This window comes from Microbulbifer maximicatervae (SeqCode), assembly GCF_052467065.1.
Genome location: NZ_CP174299.1, coordinates 1,780,043 through 1,805,349 on the forward strand (window position 1 = coordinate 1,780,043; position 25,307 = coordinate 1,805,349).

Genomic DNA, 25,307 nt, shown 5'->3' on the forward strand with positions numbered 1-25,307 from the left:
ATCAATTATTAGCGTGTGAGGCCTATTGAGTATTAATCATGACCTGAGTTTCGGAAAATTCTTTTTCTCCGTCACCATGAGCCAAAATACCAAGATGGCGGGTATTGGGAGTAATGTTCATCCACTCCAAAGAAACTACCCCAGTTCCGCCAATCTGCGCTTGAGCCGGCGCATCCACTGCGGTATTTCCATTGTCCCCGTTCAGATTAAAATTGAATAAGCTGAAATTGGTGGGGCCGGCGGATGTCGCATAATCGACAACAACGGCTGCATATTGACCGGGAGAGGGGTTAGCCAGGGAAACTGACTCTGCGGAAGTGGCGCTGCCGCTGGTACCGACTTCGGGATAGTTTGGCGCTGGGCCATAAACTTCCAGGTCCAGGTCGTCACTTCCGCTACCGTCGCCCACATCGGCATCATACATAGCGATATGCGCAAGCTCTGTTCCTTCAGGTATATCAAAGAAAATTACTTGAACATCGCCATCTTCAACAGTGGTTGTAGTGGCCTCACCCTCTGCCAGGCCAGTGACATTCACCTGGAAATCACCGTTGTAGCCGAAGCCCACATTGAGTTCGAGGTTGCCATCGGTGCCGCTGCCAGTTAATTGCTGTGGTGCAGCTAGAGGAACAGGCCGAATAGCAATTGGGCTGCGCACACTGATCTGGGAGCCTACGGATTGCCAGGTGAGGTCACCAAAGACCCAAGTATTCATTTCGGCGGACTCTGTGGCGGTGAAGGTCACCTCAAACTCAGCACTCTCTCCCTCCCTGAGGCGCAGCACTTTCGGGTTGATATCTACATCGATACCGAGTGGCGCGTTGACGGATGCCCAATACCAACGCTGGCCGGGGGCGACGCTAGTGACCCGGCGTTTGACGGTCTGGCTGCCGAGGAGGTCGGCGACCCCCATAGAAGCGAGGTTCAGGTCGCTGGAATCGCTAGAGTATCCCAGGGACGTCAAAGCATCACAGGTTGTGCTATCGACCATCTCGGGCTGGAGTTCAGCGCCACATAGGAAGGCGAGATAATCATTGAAGCCCGCATCGTAAACCAGACCCGGTTTAAAGGCGTCACGGGGCACTATGGCACCGGCACCAATATCAAATGGTGTTGCATCCGCTGGTCCGTAAGACTTGCGCAGGTCATTGCGTGCACTCGTCATCAATGCGGACTTGGCCATTGCCGGGCTCCAGTGGGGGTTGGCCTGTTTCAGCATGGCCATTACACCGGCGACATGGGGACTGGCCATAGAAGTTCCACTGAGGGCTCCGAATAGTTCTCCTCCGCTTAACACTGGAGAAATCCCCGCGATAATGCCAACCCCCGGGGCACTGATATCCGGCTTGATAATATCCGGAGCTCCGCCGTTCTGGCCGCGAGATGAAAAGTTTGCGACGCGGTCTTCCCTGGGGATCAATTGAGATGGATCGATAACCCCAGAAACTTCGCTACTGGCTGCGAGAGTTTCGCCCTCGTAGTACGAGATCATCATTCCGGGGATACGGGTATCAGGGGCTGACATGGAAATCGGGTTGATGCGATCGTCTGCAGTACCATCGTTGTAAACGACGATAGCCAAGGCTCCGGCATCGGCAGCATTATTATATTTATCGGTAAAGGAGCAACCCCCACGTCTTACCAGAGCAATACTGCCCTCCAAAGACTCGCTGTTAGTGACTTCGCTACAAGCTTCTAACGGCTCGCTGAGAACAACCTCAGCAGAGACTGCTCCAACCTCTTCCAGACTTACTGTGCCGTTACCCTCGCGTCCTTCGTAAGTGCCGGAAACCGACTCTGGTGAGGATACTTGTAGGGCTAAGCCGAAGCTCTGGTCATCTTCAGAGGCGCCGACTGCGGTTATCCAAGGAACCCCTGAAGGGGTTCCCATGGTCTCTGGGCCTGGTCCGTTATTACCGGCAGATGTGGCGACGAAAATGCCGGCATCGGCGGCAAATAAAAATGCGATGTCATCGGCACCACTAAAGGTGGTACTGGCGCCACCTATCGAGAAGTTAATAACATCCACTCCATCGGCCACGGCTTCATCAATAGCCGCCATGGAGTCGGCGGACGAGCAACCACTATCATCGGGGTCTGGAGCATCCCAGCACACTTTATACACCGCGATGCGGGCTCGTGGCGCCATGCCGGTAAGGGTTTTTCCATCCGGGGTGGTAACGCCATAGTTACCGGCGGCAGTAGTCGCGGTGTGGGTACCGTGCCCGTCTGCATCCCTGGCTGACAGGAATTCGTAATCTGCCAATTCGTTGTTGGTCAGGAAGGCATCGGAAAATGACTTGGCCTTAATCAGCTTATTGTTACAGGTAAACGCAGCGTCGTTGGGGTTGTGGTCGCTGTTGCCGAATTCACAGCCGTTGCCGGTAAAGGATTCTGGAATAGAGCCGTAGGGCACATGGGGTCCCAGGTTGCCCTGAAAAGGTGTAGCTATGTCGGCGACACTCTGGTGCTCTGGATGGATTCCCGAGTCGATAATGCCCACCACTATATCCTCACCGGTAATTCCCCAGAGCCAAGGGCTGGGCATATCTGTGATGCCGAGGAAGTTCGCTGTGGAATCGGTATGGGGCTTCAGTAATTCATCTTCCCAAACACCTTTAACGTCGGCGCGACCGCGCAGAGCAGCCGCCTCTTTTTCGCTCATTACGGCCGCGAAGCCATTAAAAGCGGTGTCGTATTCATGAACAGTACGTGCGCTGGGAATGGTGGATAGAACCTGTTCCCGCTGCGACCGGAGGAAATTGGAATAGTGTTGGTAGCTACTGCTTTGGGGGTTGATTTTGCCACGCTTAGTCGGTTTGGTGGCCGATAAGCCGGGGATGGTACCGCTATAGGAAGACAGAGGCTCGCTGTCCAGTTGAACAATATAAACTTTTTTTGGTTTTTCCGGATTGGGGGCAAACTTACTTGTGGCTGACTCAGCAAATAGGCTGTTGGAAAACAACATACCGGCTGTCAGGGCAGTAAGAATTTGTCTTTTCATTGGAGTATCCCTTTTATTGTTTTGTGCAGGCGGCAACAAAAGGCTTAAAAGAGCTCGTCGCTGGGGCATTACTCCTTTTCCCCGACAGGAATGTTCAGAGCGTCATTCAAGCCTCACCCATCCCTGGCTTGGCACGAATCGCTGATACAACAATGGGCTCGCCCTCCCGCTAGTTGCTTTTAAAGGAATGCGCCATACAGCTCAATAAGTTGGCGCCTGGGTGAACAACTGATCGCAAAAATAGTGCGCCAGGTTAAATATTGGACGCTCGAATCATCTAGCGAAAAGAGAGAGGGAGCGGTTTAGGGGGATAATAAAAACTGAGAAAAATGTGAAAGATCAACAAATACTGAAGTATTAGCCAGGCGGGGGTCGGGCTGCTCGATTAGGTGCTGTAAGGTCTGATCACCTGCACCGGTTTTTACCAGAACGGGTTTACACCCCTTCTCCAACGCCAGATAAAGATCTGCCAGCTTGTCTCCGACCAAATAACAGTCGTGCAGGCTGGTATCAAATTCCGCCTCGATGGCATCCAGCAGACCCGCCAGGGGTTTGCGGCAGCGGCAATTATCTTCAGGGCCGTGGGGACAGTAGAAAATAGCGGCGATTTCGCCACCGGCATCTTCCACCTGAGCACGCATTTTAGCGTGCATTTCTTCCAGGTCATCCAGATCAAATTGGCCCAGCGCCAGGCCACTCTGGTTGGTGGCTATCACCAGTTGATGGCCGGCCTGACTGAGCGCTGCCAGTGCTTCAATACTGCCGGGCAGGGGCTGCCATTCGTCGGCGGATTTGACGAATTTATCGGGATTTTCGTTGATCACCCCGTCGCGGCCGAGAATGATAATTGCCATATTAGTATCTCCCTGATTTGCGAGGCGGGGGTTTAATTCCCCGCCTCTGCAAGTCATTACTTGGCAGGAACCAGTAGGGAAATATCGGCAACTTCGAGGAACAGTGCGCGCAGCTGGGCCAATAGGGCCAGGCGGTTGTTGCGCAGTTGCTCGTCGTCACTCATTACCATCACGTGGTCGAAGAAGCTGTCTACGGTTTCACGCAGGCCAGCCAGACCGGCGAGGCCCTCGGCGAAGAGCGCATCGCTATACAGAGGCTCGACTTCTGTGCGGGCAACCTGTACTGCGGCGAAGAGAGCCTTTTCCGCCTCTTCCTGCAACAGAGCTTCATCAACACTGCTGGGTACAGCACTGTCTAATTTGGCGAGGATATTGGAAACGCGCTTGTTGGCGGCGGCCAAAGCACCGGACTCCGGCAGCTGGCTAAACGCGTTGACCGCGTGCACGCGGTTGTCGATATCCAGCGGGCGCGACAGCTTGCGCGCGGCAACGGACATAAATACTTCGGTGGCGATACCCTGATCTTCGTAACGGGCGCGGAAGCGCTCCAGTACATACTGCAGAGTTTGCTCCACCACCTTGTCATATTCACCCAGGGCGGTGCGCGGGTAGTTGTCGCGGGCCAATTCCAGCAATTCGCGCAGGTCCAGGTCGAGGCGCTTCTCTACGAGAATACGGATGATCCCCAGGCTGGCGCGGCGCAGGGCGAAGGGGTCGCGGGAGCCGCTGGGGGGTTGGCCTATGCCGAAGATGCCGACCAAAGTATCCAGGCGATCCGCCAGGGCGATTACAGTGCCGGTGTCGCTGGCGGGCAGCTCGTCACCGGCAAACTTGGGCATATACTGCTCGTACATGGCCTTGGCCACATCCAACGGCTCGCCGTCATTTTCGGCGTAGTAGTAGCCGGCGATGCCCTGCATATCGGCAAACTCGAACACCATCTCGGTAACAAGGTCCGACTTGCACAGGCGGCCGGCGCGCTCGGCCCAGTCGCCGTTGCTTCCGGTTTTCTCAGCTATGGTGCGGGCGAGGGCGGCTACCCGTTCAGTCTTGTCGTAGACGCTACCCAGGTGCTGCTGGAACACGATTTTGCGCAGTTTCTCGCGTCGTGATTCCAGGCTGGTCTTCTTGTCTGTCTCAAAGAAGAAGGCGGCATCCGCCAGGCGCGGACGGATTACGCGCTCATTGCCGTGGATAACCTGGGCGGCATCCTGGCTCTCGATATTGGACACGGTGATAAAGAAAGGCAGCAACTGGCCATCTTCATCTACTACATGGAAATATTTCTGGTGCTCCTTCATGGAGGAGATCAGGGCTTCAGCGGGTACTTCCAGGAAGCGCTCTTCGAAGCGGCCGGTGAGGGCAACAGGCCACTCCACCAATGCAGTCACTTCGTCGAGCAGATCGTCATCGATGACCGCTTCACCATTGACGTTGTTGGCTTCGGCAATCACCTGGGCGCGAATGGCTTCGCGGCGCTCGGCGAAGTCAGCCATTACGTAGCCGGGTTCGCGCAAAACCTGTGCATAGTCGTGGGCGGAGTGGATCTCCAGCTCGCGATTGCAGTGGAAGCGGTGGCCGCGGCTGGTGTTACCGGCTTTTAAGCCGAGTACTTCACCGTTGACTACCTTGTTGCCAAACAGCATGACGAGCCAGTGCACCGGGCGCACGAACTCCTCGCGGCGCGCACCCCAGCGCATACGCTTGGGAATAGGCAGTTGCGCCAATGCCTTCTCGACAATGCCCGCTAACAGGGATTCGGTTTCAGCGCCTTTTTGCTCGCTGATAAAGGCCAGGCGCTCGCCTCTGTCGGTCTCTTTGCGTCCCAGCTCTTCAACAGTTACGCCGTTGCTGCGGGCGAACCCCTCAGCGGCTTTACTGGGCTTACCCTCTTTATCGAAAGCGGCTTTGACAGCCGGGCCCAGCTTCTCAATTTGTTTGTCTTGCTGCTTATCCGCCAAACCGAATACCGCTACCGCCAGGCGACGGGGGGCTGCGTAGGCTTTAACTTCGCCAAAAGACAACTCGGCGCCTTTGAGGCCCTGGGTAATACCATCGGCGAAAGCGCTCATTAATTTGTGTAACGCCTTGGGCGGCAGCTCCTCGGTGCCCAGCTCTACCAGAAAATCCTGAGCCATTACTGCTTCTCCTCTTGCTCGATGTCTTCCGCCAAAATATCTGCCCGCAGTGCTTCATCTGCCATGGGGAAGCCTAAGGCGCGGCGCGCATCGTAGTAAGCCTGTGCCACGGCGCGGGCCAGGGTTCGTACGCGCAGGATATAGCGCTGGCGCTCAGTCACTGAGATGGCGTGGCGCGCATCCAGAAGGTTGAAGGCGTGGGAGGCCTTCATAACTTGCTCGTAAGCGGGGAGCGGCAAGCCCAGCTCAATCAGGCGTGTGCTCTCGCGCTCGCAGTGATCGAAGGTCGCGAACAGGAACTCCACATCGGCGTGTTCAAAGTTGTAGTGGGACATTTCCACTTCATTCTGATGGAAAACGTCGCCGTAGGTGACGGGGCTGCCATCCGGGTTGCGGGTCCACACTAAATCGTAGATAGACTCGACACCTTGCAGGTACATGGCGATACGCTCAAGACCGTAGGTGATCTCGCCGGTAACTGGGTAGCACTCGAGGCCGCCAACCTGTTGGAAGTAGGTGAACTGGGTAACTTCCATACCATTCAGCCAAACTTCCCAGCCGAGGCCCCAGGCGCCCAGGGTTGGGGATTCCCAGTTGTCCTCAACAAAGCGAATATCGTGGACAGCGGGATCTACGCCCATGGCGCGAAGGCTATCGAGGTACAATTCCTGGATATTGTCCGGGGATGGTTTCATTACTACCTGGTATTGGTAGTAGTGCTGAAGGCGGTTGGGGTTCTCGCCGTAGCGGCCATCGGTGGGGCGGCGGCAGGGCTGTACATAGGCCGCATTCCAGTTTTCCGGGCCTATGGCACGGAGGAAGGTCGCTGGATGAAAGGTGCCGGCGCCCACTTCCATATCCAGAGGCTGTAGAATGACGCACCCTTGGCGCGCCCAATAATCCTGCAGGGCAAAAATGAGTCCCTGAAAGGTACTGAGATCGTATTGCTTGGACACCGCTATCTCCGGATCAGTATCTGCTGTGGGCAAAGGGACGCAATTATAGCGGCAGCGGCTCCTGTGCTTAAAGCGCTATAGCCGCTTCGGAGGTGTCAATGTTCATTCTCGAACTAGATAGCCGTCTCAAAATGGCTTTTGTGGATAGGAAGTAATTCAGTGGATATTAAAGGGCGCCTTGCAGTAGGGGCACTGAAAATCATTGGCAAACTGCCGTTGTCTTGGTCGCGACGCCTCGGTTTACTCGTTGGCAAAATTGCTGTGTGGACGCGCTCCGAGGGGCTGCGTCTGAGCCGTATAAACCTGGAGTTGTGCTATCCGGCCATGGACCCAAAGCAGCGCGAACGGCTCGCCAGAGAGAGCGTGATCAGTACTGCAATGACCGGCTTTGAGATGGCGGCCCTATGGAACACCCCCTGGGCCAAAAGTAAGAATGCGATTGTGGGAGTGCGCAACCAGCACTTGCTCGACGGGAGTGAAGAAGGCAGGACCGGCACAATTGTACTGATGCCGCATACGGGCAATTGGGAAATTTTTGGCTTGCATGTAGGCACCCTGGCTCCCTGCACAGTGCTATACCAGCCTCCCAAAATTGAAGCCTTGGACCCGGTTATTCGCAATGGGCGGGAAGTGACCGGTGGCAAGATGGTTCCCACCAACGTACATGGGGTTCGCTCGCTACTTAAGGCTCTCAAAGCCGGTAATTTTGCCCTGATACTTCCCGATCAGGAGCCGGATATGGGCGGTGATTTTGCTCCTTTCTTTGGCCGCCCGGCCCTGACGATGACCCTCGCCCACAACTTGATTCAGCGCACCAACTGCCATGTGGTGTTTGGTTTCGGCAAGCGCGTTGAAGGTGGTTTTGAGCTGGTATTTGTCCCTGCGGAAAAGGCCATTTATAGCGATGAGCAGAAAGTTTCCCTGGCGGCGATGAATCGGGGAGTGGAGGCCTGTATTGCCCAGGCACCAGAGCAATATCAGTGGGAATACAAGCGCTTCAGGAAACAGCCGGAAGGCAAGAGTAAAATTTACCGCAAGAAAAAGTAGGGGCTCTTCATAGAAGCCCCCCCATAAAATTATTTAAGTCGCGTGCCGGAAAGCGACCACAACCGGCATGCGTGCCGCGCGCCAGGCTGGGAAGAAGCCGCTGATAAAACCGATCACCAGCGCCAATACGGCGCCCTGCACAAACAGGTCTGGGGACATCTCAAAACTGAACACCACCTGGGTAAAACTGCCTCCCAGAGTTGAGGTGTTGAGACCGTCGAAAAACAGGTAAGCAGCCAGGGAACCCAAAAGCCCGCCGGCAACGGCTAAAACCATTGCCTCAGCAATAGTGCCGCAGAACGCGGAGAAGTTGCTGAATCCCAACGCGCGCAGCGTGGCGATTTCACGAGCCCGGTCCGCTACCGAGGTATACATGGTGTTGAGAGCTCCGGCCAGTGCGCCTAGCGCCATCACAGAGCTGATAATCCAGCCAAAAGTAGCGATATATTGCAGCTGTTTACCCTGGCTGGCGAAGTACTCCTGTTCGGTTTGCGCTTCCAGGTTTAGGCGGGGCTCGCGTTTGATGGTTTCCTGAATGGGCTTGAGATCGCCGTCATTCTCCAATTGCAAACGGATTGACTGATAGCTGTTGCCGCGGTTGTAGTGACTTTGGATAATTTTGATATCTGCCCACAGCTCGCTCTCAAATATATTACCCCCTGTGGAAAAGACCCCAACAACTGTCCACAGGTTTTTGCCAAAGCGCACTTCTTTACCGATTTCGAAACCATTAAATTCACGCAATACCCCTTCACCAACAATCATTTCGTTAGTGCCGGGAGTAAACATTCGCCCCTCCACCATACGCATGTTATTGCGCATGGCCATGCCGGTTTCATTGAGACCGCGCAGGGGGATATTGGCTTCGGTGCCGGTGGATTTCTTCAGGCCATCGACAATAACGTAGAGCTCCGGTGATACCAGCGGGCTGTTCGTATCCCTGGCAACACCGGCCGATTCCGCAATCAGGTTGACCTGGTCCTGCAGGATTACAGAGTTGATTTCACTGGCAGACCCCTCTCGCATCAGGATAGCGATCTGGCTGGAGCCGGCCCCACTCATGGTCGCCTCAAATCCCTTGGCCATAGCGAGAAACGCCAGCAGGATTGCGACGACAACTGCCGAGGCAAATACCATGGCCAGTGACATCCACAGGCGTCGACGCAGGCTGCCCAGATTCATCAGGGTTACCGAAACAATTTGTGCAATAAGAGAACCCATAATTTCTTCTCCTTTAAGGCTTCCCCAGTGAAAACTATTGTGTAGTTTCAGTGGGGCACCAGTTTATTGTTGTCGGTTAAATGCAGTTACTATGTTGAGTCGCAGAGCCTGAAAGGCTGGCATCAGCCCGGTAATCAGACCCAACAACAACATAAATAGAATGGCTTGCAGGGCGATATCACCATCCAAAATCAAGTTAGGCAAAAAGCGGGCAAGGAAGGTTTTTACCCCTTCGACCAGCAGCCAGGCTGCGGCCAGGCCGGAAAGGCCGCCGACAAAGGCAATTAACAGGGACTCCGACAGCACCATTCGGAAAATACGGGTGCTGGAAAAACCCAGGGTTTTTAATACGGCGATTTCCCCGGTACGCTCGCGAATAGCCAGCGCCATAGTGTTGCCAACCACTACCAATATGGTGAAAAAGGCAGTAAACACCACAGAAAAAATAATTAAGCCAATATTTCCGATTTGTTCAATAAAGGCTTTATTAAATGCTTTCTCGGTACTGGTATCGGTTTCATTCTGCGAGTTGGCAAAATTATCATCGATAGTTTTTGCGACGTTTTCATTGATAGCGGGATCATCGGTTGTTAGTGCCATCCAGCCAATCCAGTCGCCACCGAAAGTCTGTGTCTCCATAAAATATTTATAATGAAACAATAATTGGCGTGTATCGTACTGTTCCGTATCCCCTTTAAAAATCCCGGAAATCACAAATTCCCAGGTGTAGCCACCATCTTTGTGCGAAAAAATATTGGAGGATAAAGGAATCCTATCGCCCACTTTCCAGCCGTAAATCTGCGCGAGTTTTTCCCCAACCAAAGCCCCTTGCCGATTGTTAAACCAAGCCTGCTTTTGTTCCTCGGGAATAACAATTTCTTCATAGACTTTTAAATAGGATTCTGGATCTACAGCCATTGAAACGACCTGCCGGCTGGGTTCCTGAAAATAACCGCCAAACCAGTTGAGATGAGTTACATGTTTCACTCCCTCGACGGCTGCAACCTTTTGCACATAGGCAATGGGTAGTGACTGGGTAAAGTTAATTCTATTGAATACCACCAGACGATTATCAGCGGATAATTCCACGCTGGAATTTAATGCGGACTTGAGGCTGGTAACCGCACCGAAAATCAAGAAGGCGATAAAAATAGCAAAGCAGGTAAGGAATAGCCGCAAGGGCTTCCTTGTCATATTTTTAAAAACCAAATAAAAATCACTCATGCCACTATTTCCCTCTGCACAAATTGTCCTTTATCCAGATGCAGGGTGCGCTTGGCGTATCTTGCAGCCGCGGGATCATGGGTAACCATCACGATGGTTTTGCCGTGATCGCGGTTTAACAATTGCAGCATTTCCAGTATTTCATCTGCTGTGGCCCGATCCAGGTCGCCAGTGGGCTCATCACACAGAATCAGTTTTGGATCGGAAACGATCGCGCGAGCGATGGCAACACGCTGTTGTTGCCCGCCGGACATTTCACTGGGCATATGTTTTGCCCGATCACTTAATCCCACCAGGGCCAGTGCGGTTTCCACATTGTGGCGGCGTTGTGATTTGGAGAGATTTGTCAGCAGTAGCGGCAGCTCTACATTGCGCTGGGCATTGAGCATCGGCATTAAATTGTAAAATTGGAAAATGAAACCAATATTTCTCGCTCGCCAGCGGGTTAGGGCGCCTTCATTGAGGGAGTCAATGCGCTCGCTGTCAAACCATATCTCTCCACCGCTGGGTTGATCGACGCCGCCCAACATATTTAACAGCGTTGTTTTACCGGAGCCCGAAGGCCCCATAATGGCAACGAAATCACCGCGATCAATTTCCATATTCAGGGATTCAAAAATGGAAATGGTCTCTTTGCCCTTGGTAAAACTTTTGCTGACATCCTTCAGCTGAAACAACACTTCCTCTGACATCTCAAATTCCCTCTTATAAATACTGTTGTGTTTTTATTGGTGTTTGCTAGGGAGCTGCGGCCTCGCCTGCGAGGAAGCCCACTTTAACGCCCATATCCGGCAGGATTCGGGCATCTTTGTCATCGATAGCGATTCGTACCCGGACAGTCGCCTTGGCTCGATCGGCCGTTGGAATGATGGCGATAACGGTAGCTGGGATGTCCCAGTTCGGATAGGCATCCAGGTTGGCGTTAACTTTCTGTCCCTTGGCAACCCGGCCGATAAAGGCCTCGTTCACATCCACTTCGATTTCGAGTGAATTCATATCCACGATGGTACAGATTCCAGTGCGGGTAAAACCTCCGCCAGCAGAGCTGGGGGCAACTATCTCGCCAGGTTGTGCATTTTTTGTCGTGACTACGCCGGCAAAAGGCGCGCGGATAATATGATCTGCCAGGCGTTCGCGCTGCCTCTCAGCTTCAAGAATGGCGACTTGAATATTGGCGCGGGCACTTTTTAAGTCTGCTCGTAACCCCTCTACCGAGGATTCACTTTGGGTGAGCTGCGCTTTGCTGGAATAATTTTTGTCCCGAAGTCCGGCAAAACGCCGATATTGGCGTTCAGCCTCTTTTAACTTCGCGTGAATACTCGCTTCCTTGGCTTGAAGCACTTGAATTTGTGCCTGGGCAAAATCCAGCGCGACCCGCGCTTTGGCATCATCCAAGCGGGCCAGAACCTGCCCCTCCTCGACCTGCATTCCCTCTTCGACATCCACACTACTGATCAGGCCCATTACTTCAGCAGAGACCGTAGCCATGCGCCTCGGTGTGATATAGCCGGAAGCATTGAGAATGGTCTCGTGAAATTTTTCCTCCCTGGGAATCAAGCTGAGAGTCTTGGCTTGAGGTTCGCTACTTTGGGGGAGCACTGGTGTACTGTCTTCTGCAAATAGAGAAGCGCCGGCAAGGCCTATAACTATGCCAGTAACTAGGCCGACAGATGCCGCCAATATAACTTTGCGTGATGGGGAACTGGGTTCGGGCGCTGTTTCCCGATCAATTTTGAGTTGACCGAGCAGCGCACTAGTATCTCTGCTCATACAGCCTGTTTTTATTAGTTACTTCCTGTAAACAGCAACTGTGGCAGAAATTAAAAAATATTGCCACGCGTTAGCGTGGCCATGACATCTTGTGTCGTTAGTGGCGCCAAAAAGCCGGGGTAAGTAGTACTAGCAGAGTAAAAATTTCCAGGCGTCCCATCAGCATCGCCAGGATAAGAAACCATTTGGCGACTTCATTAACCGCACCATAGTGGGCAGCGGCTTCGCCGAGGGCGGGGCCGATATTACTCAGGCAGGAGGCTACTGTCGTAACGGAGGTGACAAAGTCCTCACCGGTGGCGATGACGATAATGGCGAGGATAAAAAAGGATGAAACATAGACCGCAAAGAAGCCCCACACAGCGTCGGTAACTCGATCGGGGACAATTTTGCGGTTGATCTTGATAGGGATAACCGCATTCGGGTGTACCAAGCGATTCAGCTCGCGCATACCGGACTTCATAATCAGCATACCGCGCACCGCCTTAATGCCCCCCGAGGTTGAGCCGGCGCAGGCACCGAGAATACCTAACAGCAAGAGGACGTAGGGTAAGAATACTGGCCAGGCTGAGAAATTTTCCGAGGCGAAGCCGGCAGTGGTGCTGATCGAGACCACCTGGAAGAAACCGTGTAGCAGGCTGTTGCCGGGGGAGAAGATATTCAATATCCACAGGTAACAGCTGATCAGCAGGCCGGCACCGAGAATCAGCATAACGTAGAAGCGGAATTCTGAGTCGCGCCAATAGTGGCTGAGGGTCCTGTTGCGAAAAGCGAAGAAATGCAGACCAAAGTTAATGGCAGCAGTAAACATAAACACGATACAAATAATCATGATCGCGCGGTTGTGGGCGTAGAATCCCATACTGGCATCGTGGGTGGAGAAGCCTCCATTGGCCACAGTGGAAAACGCATGGCCAACGGCGTCGAATACCGTCATGCCGGCCCACCAGTAGCCGATGCCGCAGAGGATTGTAAGAATCACATAAATAACAATTAGTGCCCGTGCTGTCTCGGCAATACGTGGAGTCAATTTGGTATCTTTTACCGGGCCGGGAATTTCTGCCTTATACAGCTGCATACCACCGATACCCAGCATCGGCAGGATGGCCAGGGCGATAACAATTACGCCGATACCGCCAAACCACTGCAACTGCTGGCGGTAGTAGAGAATGGCAGGAGGCAGTGAGTCCAACCCGGTAATCACTGTGGCGCCGGTGGTTGTTAGCCCCGAGATGGATTCAAAAATAGAGTCGGTGATACTCAAGTCAGGCTGTGGGCTGATAATAAAGGGCAGGGCACCGAAGCTGCCCAGTACCAGCCAGAACAAAGATGTCACTACGAACCCGTCCCGGGTGCGCAGGTCTTCGCGCAAATCGTGCACTGGCAGCCACATGAACAGGCCGGTGATCAGAGTGATGACAAAGGCTGCGACAAATGCGCTGTGAGTACCATCTTCATACCATAGGGATACGCCAATCGGCGGCAGCAGAGTCAGGCTGAACACCGTCAAGAGAATTCCAAAAACTCGCGCAATTACCGCAATTCGCATTGGCGCCTATCAGCCTATCGTTATTTGTTGCAATGTTATCTGGACGGCGGAGACCGTTATCGCCGGAAAACGAAAATATTATTTGCTCAGAAAAAGCCAAAACCAACTTGGAACAGCTGTTCTACATGGCGGGTCTGGCGGCGGTCGATAAGGAAGACAATCACGTGGTCATCGCTTTGCACAATGACATCATCGTGTGCCATCAAAACTTCGCTGCCATTTTCCGTTTCCCGTACTATGGCGCCAATCGAGGCGCCCTCGGGTAAGTCGATATCTTCGATCTTGCGCCCCACCACCTTGGATGTGCGCTCGTCACCGTGGGCGATAACCTCAATGGCTTCAGCTGCACCTCGACGCAGGGAGTGGACGTTGACCATATCCCCTCGGCGCACATGGGTGAGCAGGCTGCCGATCGTATTTTGCTGCGGTGAGATGGCAATATCGATTTCACCGCCCTGTACCAGGTCCACATAAGCGCGGTTATTGATCAGCGTCATCACTTTGCGTGCGCCCAGACGCTTGGCCAATAGTGACGACATGATATTAGCCTCGTCGTCATTGGTCAGGGCAAGAAAAACATCGGTATCTTCGATGCTCTCTTCCAGCAGCAACTCCTGATCGGAGGCGCTGCCGTGCAGGATAATGGTGTGGGACAGCTCCTCGGATAAAAATACACAGCGCTCGTGGCTCTGCTCAATAATTTTTACCGAATAGCGATTCTCCAGCCGGGTGGCCAAGCGCAAACCAATATTGCCGCCGCCGGCGATCACCACTCGTTTATAACCGTGTTCCAATCGACGCAGTTCGCTCATTACCGCGCGAATATCTGCTCGCGCGGCAATAAAGAACACCTCATCGCCGGCTTCAATCACTGTATCACCCTGGGGAATAATTGGCCGGTTGCGGCGATAAATCGCAGCAACCCGGGTATCTACCTTGGGCATATGCTCGCGCAAATAGCGCAGTTGGTGCCCAACCAGAGGCCCGCCCTGAACGGCTAAAACAGTTACCAGCTGTACGCGACCACCGGCAAAATCCAATACCTGCAAGGCTCCGGGATGTTCCATCAGGCGGGAGATATACTCTGAAACCAGTTGCTCCGGGCTGATCAGTACATCGATAGGGATGGCCTGGGTATCGAATAATTCCGGGTATTGCAGGTAGGAGGAGGCCCGTACCCGGGCGATTTTGGTGGGGACGCGAAACAGAGAGTGCGCAATCTGGCAGGCCGCCATATTGGTCTCATCGTTATTGGTGACTGCAACCAGGATATCCGCATCCTCAATCCCGGCTTCCATCAGAATATCCGGGTGAGAGGCGTGGCCCAGTACCACGCCGATATCGATGCGGTCGCGCAGTTCGCGCAGGGTTTTCTCGTCGCTGTCCACCAGGACAATATCATTGCGCTCGGAGGCCAGGGCCTCCGCTAGAGAGCCGCCCACCTGGCCGGCGCCGAGAATGACAATTTTCATATCGGATGAGACTCGCGACTAGCGACGTCGTTATTCAGCTTTGCTCAGCAGAGCGTAGTAGAAACCGTCACCGCCGCCGGTTTGGGGTAGAAGCTGCATACCGGCAACTTGTTTCTCGCCCCAGGGCTTATCGTTTAGCAGTTCAGGGGTATTGTCGCTCGCATCCTCTGTCTCCGCAATGAACGCTGCGACGACTTCGCTGTTTTCCGTCGGTAGGCTGGAACAGGTGGCGTAAAGCAACTGCCCACCCGGTTTAACCAGGGGCCACAGAGCGCGCAGGATCTTGCCCTGCAAAGCCACTAACTCGGCAATGTCTTCTTCCCGGCGCAATAGTTTGATATCCGGGTTGCGGCGAATTACCCCGGTTGCCGAACAGGGTGCGTCCAGTAGTATCTGGTCGTATTGCTGCCCGTCCCACCACTCATTCGGAGACGTGGCATCGGCACAAATAAGCTCGGCACTCTGCCCGTTGCGCTCGAGGTTTTCCTCGACCCGCACAAGGCGGTCCTCCTCAATATCCAACGCGCTCAGCTGAATGCTGGATTCCTGCTCCAATAAGTGGCAACTCTTGCCTCCAGGTGCCGCACACGCGTCCAACACCCGGGCATTTTCCTGCGGCTGTAACAGCAGCGCCGCTAATTGTGCGGACTCATCCTGAACACTGACCAAGCCCTCGGCAAAGCCCGGTAGCACTGTGACTGAAACCGGCTCAACCAGGGTGATACCGACCGGGGAAATAGTACAGGGCTCGGCGGAGAGGCCGGTTTCATCGAGCTGTTGTAAATAGTCCTCGCGCGAGATCTTGGCAGTATTTACCCGCAAGGTCATGGGTGGGTTGGCATTGTTGGCGCGGAAGATGTCTGACGCCTTCTCAGGCCAGGCGGCTTTAATCTGCTGCTGTAACCAGGCCGGGTGCATAGAGCTGAACTGTGGATTGCCGGACAGCTTGCGCTGAAGCTGCTCACTGTTGCGCAGGGCGTTGCGCAGCACCCCGTTGATCAGCCCGGTCGCTCTGTCCAGACCGAGGCTGCGCGCGGCATTGACGGTTGCAGATATGGCGGCGTGATCGGGTATGCGAGTGTACTCGAGTTGGTAAATGCCCAGCAGGATCAGTGCATTGATCTCGATATCCGAGACTTTTTTACGCAGTAACTTGGCGGCGATCAATTGCAGGCGCGGTGCCGTGCGGGCACTGCCGTAACAGAGCTCCCGCAACAGAGGGCGGTCGCGCTCCTCGACTTTGTCCTCGGCGGCAGGCAGAAGTCTTGCCAACGAGCCACGTTCTTCCAGCAGTGAGGCGATAACTCGGGCGGCCTCGGCGCGTACATCTCTGCTCATAATTATCCCAGTTTGGTACCCGGGGCGAACTGCTCCCGGTAGCCTTTCAAAATTTCTGCTGCGGGAAGCGCTTTTTTACCCGGTAGCTGTATTAATTGGAGGCGCAGGGCCTCCCGGCCGCAGGCCACTAAAATACCTTCGTCGTCACTGGAGAGAATGGTACCGGGCTGATCACTGTGGCAGCCCTGTTCGATGGCGGCGCTATAGATACGCAGGCGCTGCTCGCCCTTCTTGTCCCGATAAGTACTCCAGCACACTGGGAAGGGGTTAAAAGCGCGTATCAATCGATGCAGTTCAGCAGCGGGACGCTGCCAGTCGATCTGCGCCTCTTCCTTGGTAATTTTGTTGGCGTAGTTAGCCTGGGTATCGTCTTGTACCTGAGGGTTGGCACTGCCACTTTCCAGTAGAGCCAAGGCCTGGAGGAGGGATGGGCCGCCGAGTTCCGCCAGCTTGTCGTGCAAACTGCCACCGGTATCGGACTCAGTAATCGCGCAGCGGCTTTCCACCAAAACTGGGCCGGTATCCAGGCCCGCCTCCATTTGCATAATGGCGACACCGCTCTCGCTGTCACCCGCTTCCACCGCGCGTTGGATCGGTGCCGCACCGCGCCAGCGCGGCAACAAAGAGGCGTGCACATTGATACAGCCCAGACGCGGGGTATCCAGCACCACCTGCGGTAGTATCAGGCCGTAGGCCACCACCACCATAATATCCGCTCCAAGGGCAGTGAGCTCCGCCTGGGCCGTCTCGTCGCGCAGGCTCAGGGGTTGGTACACCGGGATATTGTGGGAGAGTGCCAGCTGTTTCACCGGGCTGGCGAGCAATTTCTTACCGCGCCCAGCCGGCCTGTCCGGTTGGGTGTAAACGGCAATGACATTGTGCTCGCTGTCGAGCAGCGCTTGCAGGTGCACGGCGGCAAAGTCCGGTGTGCCGGCAAAAATAATATTCACTGACTTGCTCTCAGGTAATGGGGGTGGGAGAGCTGCCGTAAGGCGGCAGCTCCAGGCTCCTGCGGCTGGCGCAGATCAGGCGCGGCGGCGCTGGGATTTTTCCAGCTTGGAGCGGATGCGGTTGCGCTTCAGTGGCGAGACATAATCCACGAACAGCTTGCCGTCCAAATGATCGACTTCATGTTGGATACAGACCGCCAACAATCCCTCGGCCTCAAGGGCAAAAGGTTCGCCATTGCGGTCCAGGGCTTTAACACGCACTTTGCGCGGGCGCTCCACCGTTTCGTAGAAACCGGGAACTGACAGGCAGCCCTCGTCGTACTGGTGGATCTCCGGGTCCAGCACTTCGATCTCGGGGTTGATAAACCCGAGTGGTTCATTGCCGTCTTCAGAGATATCCACCACTACAATGCGCTCCTGCACATTGACTTGGATGGCGGCGAGGCCGATGCCGGGCGCGGCGTACATGGTTTCAAACATGTCGTCGAGCAATTGGCGGTGGGCGTCGGTCACTTCAGCGACGGGTTTAGCGACTTCGCGCAGGCGCGGGTCGGGAAATTCCAGTATCTCGAGTTTAGCCATAACACCTGTGACAAACTTCTAGTATTCGTTGAACGTGCGCTGATAACATTATGATCGCGCTCAAAATTTACCGAGTGGACCCCTGTTTTTGCTGGCGCTATGCGCCCGGGTCCGGTCTCGCTCCCTTCACGGGAGTGGCCCGGCGCTGAGAATTATAGCGATAAAGAGCATAGGAATGCTTCCATGAAAAAAATTATCCTGGCCGCGATCTCGATGTTAGCGGTTGCCCTTGGTGTCGAAGCACAGGATCAGGTTCGCCTGAACCCCAGTCACCCCGACGCTTATGTGGTGCAAAAGGGCGATACGCTCTGGGATATTTCCAGTCAGTTTCTGGTGCAACCCTGGTACTGGCCGGAGATTTGGCAAGTGAACCCACAGGTGGAAAACCCCCACCTGATTTATCCAGGAGATAGCCTGCGCCTTGTTTACATCGATGGCCAGCCACAATTACAACTGCAGCGCGGCCCCCGGGCGTATCAACTATCCCCGGGGATTGATGGTAATCGGTTGTCGCCCTCGATCCGTCGCGAGGCGGTAGAAGACGCGATCTCGGCGATTCCGCTGGATGCGATTAATGCTTTCTTATCCCGTACCCGTATTGTGGAGCCCGGTGCTTTTGAAGGTACTCCTTACATTGTTTCCGGCTCCGATGACCACATTCTGATGGGAGCGGGTGACACCATCTATGCGCGCGGTAATTTTGGTGCTCCACTGCCGTCTTATGGCATTTATCGCCCCGGCCCGGTCTATACAGACCCTGTATCCGGTGAAGTCCTCGGTCGACAAGCCCTCGGTGTAGGTTCTGTCGACTTGCTGCAGTTGGACCCAGACAACAACCCGAACTTTTCCGTTGCGACTATGGGCGTGCGCAGTACTGCCCGTGAGGTTCGCCTCGATGATCGGTTGATGCCGGTGGAGGAGCGCTCAATTGAAGCCCTGTTCCACCCCAGCGCGCCCACTATCGCTATCGATAGCCTGATTCTAGGAGTCGATGAAGGGGTTACTCAAATTGGTAAATTTGATGTCGTAATTCTCAATGTCGGTGATCGGGATGGACTGCTGCCGGGTAATGTCCTGGCGATATACAAAGCGGGTTCAACAGTGCGTGACCGTATTGCTGGTGACGTAGTGAAGCTTCCGGATACCCGCGCTGGTGAGTTGATGGTGTTCCGCACCTTTGAAAAAATGAGCCTAGCCCTGGTACTGGACGCTCGTCGCCCGCTGGCAGTGATGGATATGGTGCGCAACCCCTAAGCGATCCCAGAAAATCTCGCGGCAGGTGTTGCTGTTTGCCCTGTCGCACAACTATCAAAACAGAAAATGGTAAGTTGCATGGATGCATTGACCGCTACTATGGCGTTGCTGCGTCTCGAGGGAATTGGCCCGGCTCGCTACTGGCAATTACTGGAGCACTTTGCCACTGCCGAAGAGGCTCTCCAGCAGTTTCCTCAACCTCTTCTGCAAAAATTATCACCGCGGGCTCAAATCCAGTGGCGGGAATTTTCCAGCCGATCTGCCGCCAGTGAACTCGCTGATTGGGTTGAGCGTGAGCGAGCCCGCTGCGCAGACCTGGGCGTGCAGCTGATTTGTCACAGCGATCCCGACTATCCCGCCCTTTTATCGGAGACCTCGCGCCCCCCGCCTGTGCTATATATCCGTGGTGAAAAAAGCGCTCTAAATCTACCGCAGGTAGCGATGGTGGGTGCCCGTCGGGCGACTGTGGCGGGTCTGGATAATGCCCGGGCCTTCGCCGCGGAATTAGCCGGTTCCGGATTTGCTATCACTTCCGGGCTGGCTCTGGGCGTAGATGCCGCAGCTCACCGAGGGGCGCTGCAGGGAGCGGGCTCCACGATCGCAGTTTTGGGTAGTGGAGTTGACCGTATTTATCCAAAACACAACCGCCCCCTGGCGGAGGATATTCTCTCTGCAGGCGGTGCTCTAATAAGCGAATTGCCTCTTGGCAGCAATGCTGAAGCGAAGAATTTTCCTCGGAGGAACCGGATTATCAGTGGCCTTTCAATGGGGGTATTACTGGTAGAAGCAGCAATGCGCTCAGGTTCTCTGATTACGGCACGTTTGGCGCTGGAGCAGAATCGAGAGGTTTTTGCGATTCCAGGTTCTATCCACAATCCAATGGCCAGGGGTTGCCACCACCTGATTAAAGAAGGTGCGACACTGGTTGAAACCAGCGCAGATGTAGCCGGTCAGCTCGGCGGTTTACTGGCAGAGCCCACACCCACTGAACTCCCCCCCGGTAAACCACTGCCCGAGCTTCAGCAACATATCATCAGGGCGCTTGCCGGAGGGCCTCGGAGTATCGAGCTATTGTCTCGTGATACCGGGATTGAGGCGGGTGAATTGATGGCTGTATTGATGGAATTGGAGTTACAGGGCCTGGTGGAGCAACTCACAGGGTCTTACCAGTTAACAATGAAGGGCAGCCGTTATATGGATGGGAAAAAACTGGCTAAAACCTGTGAGGAGTCAGTGAGTCTCTAAAGGTCTTACTGGGAAGTTACGAAGAGAGTTAACCAGAAACTCCTTGTTGATGGTGTAGCCGCCGATCAATTCGCGCTGCTCTGGAGCAGCGTTAATACTCAGTGGATTCCAAAAGTGGAGTCTAATTATGGCGGATAAACCCAAACTCACCACTGATGCCGGCGCTCCGGTTCCCGATAATCAAAACAGCCTTACAGCGGGGCCAGATGGCCCGCTATTGATTCAAGATTATCAGCTTATCGAAAAACTGGCCCATCAAAATCGTGAGCGTATACCCGAGCGGGCGGTACATGCCAAAGGTTGGGGCGCCTATGGGGTTTTGAGGGTAACCGCTGATATTTCTAACCACACCTGTGCCCGGGTTTTACAGCCGGGGGCAGAGACCCCACTGTTGGCCCGTTTTTCAACCGTGGCCGGTGAATTGGGTGCAGCTGATGCGGAACGGGATGTTCGTGGTTTTGCACTGAAGTTTTATACGGAGGAGGGCAATTGGGATTTGGTCGGCAACAATACGCCGGTCTTTTTTGTACGAGACCCCTACAAATTTCCGGACTTTATTCACACACAAAAACGGCATCCACGCACTCACTTGCGCTCCCCCACGGCCATGTGGGATTTCTGGTCGTTGAGCCCTGAAAGCCTTCACCAGGTGACCATACTATTCTCCGATCGTGGTTTACCCATATCTCCATTGCATATGAACGGTTATGGCTCCCATACCTTCTCCCTGTGGAATCACAGTGGAGAACGCTTCTGGGTCAAATTTCATTTTAAGACTCAGCAGGGACATAGGTACTTCACCAATAAGGAGGCGGGAGCAGTGATTGGACGCTCGAGGGAGAGTTACCAGGAGGCGATGTACAGTGCGATAGAAAATGGGGAATGTCCGAAGTGGACATTCCAAATTCAGGTCATGCCCGAGGCAGACCTTGGCAAAACAAGCTACAACCCCTTTGACCTCACCAAGGTTTGGCCCCACGGTGATTACCCACCTATCGAGGTGGGAACCATGGAGTTGAATCGCAACCCGCAAGACTATTTTGCAGAAATCGAGCAGGCAGCTTTCTCTCCATCCAATATCGTACCGGGTATCAGTTTCTCGCCGGATAAGATGCTGCAGGCGCGTATATTCTCTTATGCCGATGCACATCGTCACCGCTTGGGAACTCACTATGAGAGTCTTCCAGTGAATGCACCGCGTTGTCCTGTCCATAATTATTATCGGGATGGTGAAATGAATAGTACGGGTATCCGCAGTGGCAATCCGGATGCCTTTTATGAGCCGAATAGTTTTTCTGGGCCAGAGGAGGACCCAAAAGCGAAAGAACCCCCGTTACCAATATCCGGTGCGGCAGATAGATATGACCACCGCAAAGGTAATGACGATTACAGTCAGGTTCGAGCGCTCTTTGATTTGTTCGACGATGAACAAAAACAGCGCTTATATAACAATATTGCAGAAGCGATGGCGGGTGTACCGGATGAAATAATTCAGCGACAATTGGCACACTTTTCCAAGGTGCATCCGGACTATGCCGCGGGCGTCAAGTTAGCGATGGTCAGCAACTGAATCTGGTGTTTTGATACGTAATTCATTTGCTTGCCTTTTGTGTTAAAAATATATCCTGCTGGATTGGTATTTAATACTGTATTAAAGGCATGCTTATGAACAAGATCAAAGTAGCTTTATCCCTTATTTTTCTAGTTTTGGGAGGCTGCTCTACACAAATAAAAAAAACAGATATATCTATTTCTCAAGAATTTTCAGATGAACAGTTACTTAGTGGTATATATTTTTGGAGTTCCCCTATAACTAACTCTGATTTGCCTGATATTGATATCCTGGCATTGAATAATGATATGAGGTTGTTTTTAAAATCGATAAGTACCAGAAAAAAAAGTGATAGGTTGGATGCTCTGATAAATAAATTGCAGAGCCAATATTTTTCAATTCTCTACGATGCAGATGCCACGCTCAATGCTGCACAAGTTTTTGATCAGCAGAGAGGAAATTGCATGGCTTTTAGTGCCTTTTTAGTTGCAATGATTCGTGAACTTGGGATGGATGCTAAATTCAATGAGGTTTTTGTTCCAGAAGTGAGATATTTGGAGAGCCAACAGACCTTTATTTACCAGCACATTAATGTTGTAGCTGATACTGGTAGTAGACAACGCATATTGGATTTTAACTTTACGGATTACAATCCAGAATATAATCAAAAAGAGCTGGAAGATAAGGCAGCTTTTGCAAAATTCTATAGTAACCTGGCTATGGAGTTTCTTGCGGATCGAGATTTTAAAAACGCCTTTCTTTATATTCGAAAGTCAATGTTACTGGCGCCAGAGGAAGCAGATCTTTGGAATAATTTGGGGGCTATATATCGTTCAGCGGGTTTGGTCAAACAAGCAATTAGTTCTTACGCTATATCGTTGAAGATTGATGGAGCAAACTTGGTTTCGTTGAGCAATCTGGAGAAGGTTCTCCGAGCTCAGGGTGACCTTCAAATGGCAAATGTTCTGTCAGCAAAACTACATGATTATAGGCAGGAGGACCCCTACTATTGGTACGGTCAAGCGCTTACAGCTTACGAAGATGAGTTGTATGAATTGGCGGCCAATAAGGCTGAAGATGCAATTTCGATAAAGAAGGAAGACCATCGTTTTCATTTTCTACTGGGAATGGCGCGTCTAAAGTCCGGAGCCAAGGGTTATCAGCGTAGTTTTAAGAAGGCTTTGGCGCTGTCTGAGAATAGTCGAGATCAAGATCAGTATAGGAGGAAGCTAAAATCGTTAGGTATCCCCGAGCTGGAGAGGACTAGATTTCGGGAGCGTCGGCGACTGATAGTGCTGGGAAGCTGGTGGTGGCTGAATTGAAGGTTAGGCGCCAATATGCCAGCGAGAACCATGAAGTACTTAAGCTTGGAAAAAAGCGGATGGATGTTTTTTGAGCAACTGGGCTAGGCCATAAAGCAATATCTTGTGTCAATCAATGCAATCCGCTAGATTGCCAGCGTCCTTCCGCTTCGATAGTAAAGAGAGTTGAATTGAGTGAGCCTTGTGTTGCGACTTCAATGGATTCGGACTCCCATCTGCCTGTAGTGGAAGTTGTTCTGGAGACATTCGACATTCCCTATCAACAAGATTTGCAACTGCATAAAGGGAAGTAAGACTAGCGTTAAAATGAAGTACTCACCGCTTTCCGTAAAACAGGCTGCCCGCGCCCTGGCAGCGGGTGGTGTTATTGCCCATCCCACTGAATCTGTATGGGGATTGGCTTGCGACCCCAATAACCTGCTGGCTGTCAGGCGCTTGCTACAACTCAAGCATCGCCCACTTGAGAAGGGTTTGATCCTGGTCTCCGGTGACAGAAGACATTTTGATCCGCTCCTTAGAAACCTTAGTGATCAGCAAGAGGAACAGCTGGATTGCAGCTGGCCGGGACCGGTGACATGGCTCGTACCCCATCGGGGCTTAATTCCCGCCTGGGTCTGTGGAGTACATAAATCTGTGGCCCTGCGCTGCACCGATCATCCGTTTACTGCTGCGTTAACACGCGCCTTTGGCGGTGCTATCGTATCCACTTCAGCAAACCCGGCCGGGTCTCAGCCCGCCCGTAATAAGTACCAGGTACTGCGCTATTTCGGCCGCGACCTCGACTTTGTCGGCGGCGGCTCGACCGGCGGCCGCAGCGCCCCCAGTGAAATTCGCGATCTGCAAAGCGGCCGTGTGCTGAGGGCGGGTGCCTAACCTCAAACAGAGACGTAGTTTTCGCCTATGAGTGATATCGATACCAAGGAAGTAAAGGCCTATCTACTCGGCCTACAAGACCGTATTTGCAATGCCCTGAGCGAAGAAGACGGTCAGTCATTTCGTGAGGACAACTGGGACAGGCCCGGTGGTGGCGGTGGTCGAACTCGAGTGCTGGAAGAGGGGAATCTGATCGAAAAAGGCGGAGTGAACTTTTCCCATGTTTATGGGGATGGACTCCCGCCTTCGGCCACGGCTAATCGCCCCGAACTGGCCGGTTGTTCTTTTGAAGCAATGGGCGTCTCCCTGGTCATTCACCCGCGCAACCCTTACGTGCCCACTAGCCATGCAAACGTGCGTCTATTTGTGGCGAAAAAGCCAGGAGCTGAGCCCATCTGGTGGTTTGGTGGTGGCTATGATTTGACCCCGTATTACGGCTATCACGAGGATGTCGTACATTGGCACCAAACGGCCAAGCAGGCCTGTGACCCTTTTGGCAGCGAGGTATACCCTCGCTTTAAGCAGTGGTGTGACAAATATTTCTACCTGAAGCATCGGGATGAAGCTCGGGGAGTCGGCGGACTCTTTTTCGATGATTTTAACGAAGGTGGCTACGACAATGCTTTTGCGCTTATGCGCGCTGTTGGCGATAGTTACTTGGAGGCTTATCTACCCATTGTACAGAAGCGCAAAGAGGCTGCTTACGGTGAGCGCGAGCGTGAATTCCAACTCTACCGCCGTGGGCGCTATGTGGAATTCAACCTGGTCTTTGATCGTGGCACTCTTTTCGGATTGCAAAGTGGTGGACGTACAGAATCCATTCTGATGTCCTTGCCGTCACTGGTGAGCTGGAAGTATGACTGGCAACCAGAGCCGGGATCTGCGGAAGAGAAGCTATACACTGATTTTCTGCCACACAGAGACTGGGTATAGCCAAGCAATTTGTCACAATGGAG

Annotated in this window: 20 protein-coding genes; 7 read left to right on the plus strand and 13 right to left on the minus strand. The window is 53.4% G+C overall.

The features are described 5' to 3' along the window. Nucleotides 1-22: 22 nt before the first annotated feature. The 4 genes from ACJJI1_RS07885 to glyQ all read right to left on the minus strand — a co-directional run bounded on the left by ACJJI1_RS07885 (nucleotide 23) and on the right by glyQ (nucleotide 6,952). The gene (locus tag ACJJI1_RS07885) at nucleotides 23-3,004 is read right to left on the minus strand and encodes a S8 family serine peptidase (protein ID WP_444959016.1); all 2,982 of its coding nucleotides are present in this window, start codon (nucleotides 3,002-3,004) and stop codon (nucleotides 23-25) included. A 302-nt stretch (nucleotides 3,005-3,306) separates the two neighbouring features. Then, nucleotides 3,307-3,858, minus strand: coding sequence for a D-glycero-beta-D-manno-heptose 1,7-bisphosphate 7-phosphatase (gene gmhB / locus ACJJI1_RS07890; RefSeq protein WP_444906790.1), 552 nt, complete (start codon nucleotides 3,856-3,858; stop codon nucleotides 3,307-3,309). Nucleotides 3,859-3,914: 56 nt separating this feature from the next. Continuing rightward, nucleotides 3,915-5,996: a glycine--tRNA ligase subunit beta gene (gene glyS / locus ACJJI1_RS07895; protein ID WP_444959017.1), complete on the minus strand. Its 2,082-nt coding sequence runs from the start codon at nucleotides 5,994-5,996 to the stop codon at nucleotides 3,915-3,917. Further along, nucleotides 5,996-6,952: a glycine--tRNA ligase subunit alpha gene (gene glyQ / locus ACJJI1_RS07900; protein ID WP_282930551.1), complete on the minus strand. Its 957-nt coding sequence runs from the start codon at nucleotides 6,950-6,952 to the stop codon at nucleotides 5,996-5,998. Before glyQ ends, glyS begins: the two co-directional genes overlap by 1 nt. 159 nt (nucleotides 6,953-7,111) lie before the next feature. On the opposite strand from glyQ, the gene ACJJI1_RS07905 reads away from it, so the two are divergent. Further along, nucleotides 7,112-7,999, plus strand: a complete 888-nt coding sequence (locus ACJJI1_RS07905) for a lysophospholipid acyltransferase family protein (RefSeq protein ID WP_444895588.1) — start codon at nucleotides 7,112-7,114, stop codon at nucleotides 7,997-7,999. 33 nt (nucleotides 8,000-8,032) lie between these two features. Here the strand turns inward: ACJJI1_RS07905 and ACJJI1_RS07910 are convergent, their stop codons facing one another. The 9 genes from ACJJI1_RS07910 to def form a co-directional block, all read right to left on the minus strand. Then, nucleotides 8,033-9,220: an ABC transporter permease gene (locus ACJJI1_RS07910; RefSeq protein ID WP_444959018.1), complete on the minus strand. Its 1,188-nt coding sequence runs from the start codon at nucleotides 9,218-9,220 to the stop codon at nucleotides 8,033-8,035. A 63-nt stretch (nucleotides 9,221-9,283) separates the two neighbouring features. Then, a complete protein-coding gene (locus tag ACJJI1_RS07915; protein ID WP_282930548.1) occupies nucleotides 9,284-10,444 on the minus strand; it encodes an ABC transporter permease in 1,161 nt (386 codons plus the stop codon). Continuing rightward, nucleotides 10,441-11,136 carry an ABC transporter ATP-binding protein gene (locus tag ACJJI1_RS07920; protein WP_282930547.1) on the minus strand — a complete coding sequence of 232 codons (696 nt, stop codon included), beginning with the start codon at nucleotides 11,134-11,136 and terminating at the stop codon, nucleotides 10,441-10,443. The genes ACJJI1_RS07915 and ACJJI1_RS07920 overlap by 4 nt, the downstream gene beginning before the upstream one ends. A 46-nt stretch (nucleotides 11,137-11,182) precedes the next feature. Continuing rightward, nucleotides 11,183-12,214 (minus strand): efflux RND transporter periplasmic adaptor subunit, encoded by a 1,032-nt coding sequence (locus tag ACJJI1_RS07925; RefSeq protein WP_108731210.1) that lies wholly within the window; start codon nucleotides 12,212-12,214, stop codon nucleotides 11,183-11,185. Nucleotides 12,215-12,311: 97 nt separating this feature from the next. After that, on the minus strand, nucleotides 12,312-13,763 hold the full coding sequence (locus ACJJI1_RS07930; protein ID WP_282930546.1) for a TrkH family potassium uptake protein: 1,452 nt from the start codon (nucleotides 13,761-13,763) through the stop codon (nucleotides 12,312-12,314). Nucleotides 13,764-13,849: 86 nt separating this feature from the next. Then, the gene (gene trkA / locus ACJJI1_RS07935; protein ID WP_282930545.1) at nucleotides 13,850-15,235 is read right to left on the minus strand and encodes a Trk system potassium transporter TrkA; all 1,386 of its coding nucleotides are present in this window, start codon (nucleotides 15,233-15,235) and stop codon (nucleotides 13,850-13,852) included. A 30-nt stretch (nucleotides 15,236-15,265) separates the two neighbouring features. Further along, nucleotides 15,266-16,573 carry a 16S rRNA (cytosine(967)-C(5))-methyltransferase RsmB gene (rsmB, locus tag ACJJI1_RS07940; RefSeq protein WP_413663893.1) on the minus strand — a complete coding sequence of 436 codons (1,308 nt, stop codon included), beginning with the start codon at nucleotides 16,571-16,573 and terminating at the stop codon, nucleotides 15,266-15,268. A gap of 2 nt (nucleotides 16,574-16,575) precedes the next feature. Further along, nucleotides 16,576-17,523 (minus strand): methionyl-tRNA formyltransferase, encoded by a 948-nt coding sequence (gene fmt / locus ACJJI1_RS07945; RefSeq protein ID WP_413663894.1) that lies wholly within the window; start codon nucleotides 17,521-17,523, stop codon nucleotides 16,576-16,578. A 75-nt stretch (nucleotides 17,524-17,598) separates the two neighbouring features. Continuing rightward, the gene (gene def / locus ACJJI1_RS07950) at nucleotides 17,599-18,105 is read right to left on the minus strand and encodes a peptide deformylase (RefSeq protein ID WP_282930542.1); all 507 of its coding nucleotides are present in this window, start codon (nucleotides 18,103-18,105) and stop codon (nucleotides 17,599-17,601) included. 183 nt (nucleotides 18,106-18,288) lie between these two features. Between def and ACJJI1_RS07955 the strand changes: the two genes are divergently transcribed. The 6 genes from ACJJI1_RS07955 (at nucleotide 18,289) to hemF (ending at nucleotide 25,284) form a co-directional block, all read left to right on the plus strand. Beyond that, on the plus strand, nucleotides 18,289-19,359 hold the full coding sequence (locus tag ACJJI1_RS07955; RefSeq protein ID WP_413663895.1) for a LysM peptidoglycan-binding domain-containing protein: 1,071 nt from the start codon (nucleotides 18,289-18,291) through the stop codon (nucleotides 19,357-19,359). 78 nt (nucleotides 19,360-19,437) lie between these two features. Further along, entirely contained in the window at nucleotides 19,438-20,604 is a 1,167-nt protein-coding gene (gene dprA / locus ACJJI1_RS07960; RefSeq protein ID WP_444959019.1) for a DNA-processing protein DprA, read from the plus strand. A 127-nt stretch (nucleotides 20,605-20,731) separates the two neighbouring features. Continuing rightward, nucleotides 20,732-22,174: a catalase gene (locus ACJJI1_RS07965; protein WP_413663897.1), complete on the plus strand. Its 1,443-nt coding sequence runs from the start codon at nucleotides 20,732-20,734 to the stop codon at nucleotides 22,172-22,174. A gap of 95 nt (nucleotides 22,175-22,269) precedes the next feature. Then, nucleotides 22,270-23,478 carry a hypothetical protein gene (locus ACJJI1_RS07970; RefSeq protein WP_444959020.1) on the plus strand — a complete coding sequence of 403 codons (1,209 nt, stop codon included), beginning with the start codon at nucleotides 22,270-22,272 and terminating at the stop codon, nucleotides 23,476-23,478. Between the two features lie 306 nt (nucleotides 23,479-23,784). Then, nucleotides 23,785-24,351 carry an L-threonylcarbamoyladenylate synthase gene (locus tag ACJJI1_RS07975; protein ID WP_413663899.1) on the plus strand — a complete coding sequence of 189 codons (567 nt, stop codon included), beginning with the start codon at nucleotides 23,785-23,787 and terminating at the stop codon, nucleotides 24,349-24,351. A gap of 27 nt (nucleotides 24,352-24,378) precedes the next feature. After that, on the plus strand, nucleotides 24,379-25,284 hold the full coding sequence (gene hemF / locus ACJJI1_RS07980) for an oxygen-dependent coproporphyrinogen oxidase (protein WP_444911848.1): 906 nt from the start codon (nucleotides 24,379-24,381) through the stop codon (nucleotides 25,282-25,284). Nucleotides 25,285-25,307 lie beyond the last annotated feature (23 nt).

Coding starts and splice junctions, on each gene's coding strand:
- ACJJI1_RS07885 (WP_444959016.1), bottom strand. CDS start 3,004: ATGAAAAGACAAATTCTTACTGCCCTGACAGCCGGTATGTTGTTTTCC.
- gmhB (WP_444906790.1), bottom strand. CDS start 3,858: ATGGCAATTATCATTCTCGGCCGCGACGGGGTGATCAACGAAAATCCC.
- glyS (WP_444959017.1), bottom strand. CDS start 5,996: ATGGCTCAGGATTTTCTGGTAGAGCTGGGCACCGAGGAGCTGCCGCCC.
- ACJJI1_RS07910 (WP_444959018.1), bottom strand. CDS start 9,220: ATGGGTTCTCTTATTGCACAAATTGTTTCGGTAACCCTGATGAATCTG.
- ACJJI1_RS07915 (WP_282930548.1), bottom strand. CDS start 10,444: ATGAGTGATTTTTATTTGGTTTTTAAAAATATGACAAGGAAGCCCTTG.
- ACJJI1_RS07920 (WP_282930547.1), bottom strand. CDS start 11,136: ATGTCAGAGGAAGTGTTGTTTCAGCTGAAGGATGTCAGCAAAAGTTTT.
- ACJJI1_RS07925 (WP_108731210.1), bottom strand. CDS start 12,214: ATGAGCAGAGATACTAGTGCGCTGCTCGGTCAACTCAAAATTGATCGG.
- ACJJI1_RS07930 (WP_282930546.1), bottom strand. CDS start 13,763: ATGCGAATTGCGGTAATTGCGCGAGTTTTTGGAATTCTCTTGACGGTG.
- trkA (WP_282930545.1), bottom strand. CDS start 15,235: ATGAAAATTGTCATTCTCGGCGCCGGCCAGGTGGGCGGCTCTCTAGCG.
- rsmB (WP_413663893.1), bottom strand. CDS start 16,573: ATGAGCAGAGATGTACGCGCCGAGGCCGCCCGAGTTATCGCCTCACTG.
- def (WP_282930542.1), bottom strand. CDS start 18,105: ATGGCTAAACTCGAGATACTGGAATTTCCCGACCCGCGCCTGCGCGAA.
- ACJJI1_RS07955 (WP_413663895.1), top strand. CDS start 18,289: ATGAAAAAAATTATCCTGGCCGCGATCTCGATGTTAGCGGTTGCCCTT.
- dprA (WP_444959019.1), top strand. CDS start 19,438: ATGGATGCATTGACCGCTACTATGGCGTTGCTGCGTCTCGAGGGAATT.
- ACJJI1_RS07965 (WP_413663897.1), top strand. CDS start 20,732: ATGGCGGATAAACCCAAACTCACCACTGATGCCGGCGCTCCGGTTCCC.
- ACJJI1_RS07970 (WP_444959020.1), top strand. CDS start 22,270: ATGAACAAGATCAAAGTAGCTTTATCCCTTATTTTTCTAGTTTTGGGA.
- ACJJI1_RS07975 (WP_413663899.1), top strand. CDS start 23,785: ATGAAGTACTCACCGCTTTCCGTAAAACAGGCTGCCCGCGCCCTGGCA.
- hemF (WP_444911848.1), top strand. CDS start 24,379: ATGAGTGATATCGATACCAAGGAAGTAAAGGCCTATCTACTCGGCCTA.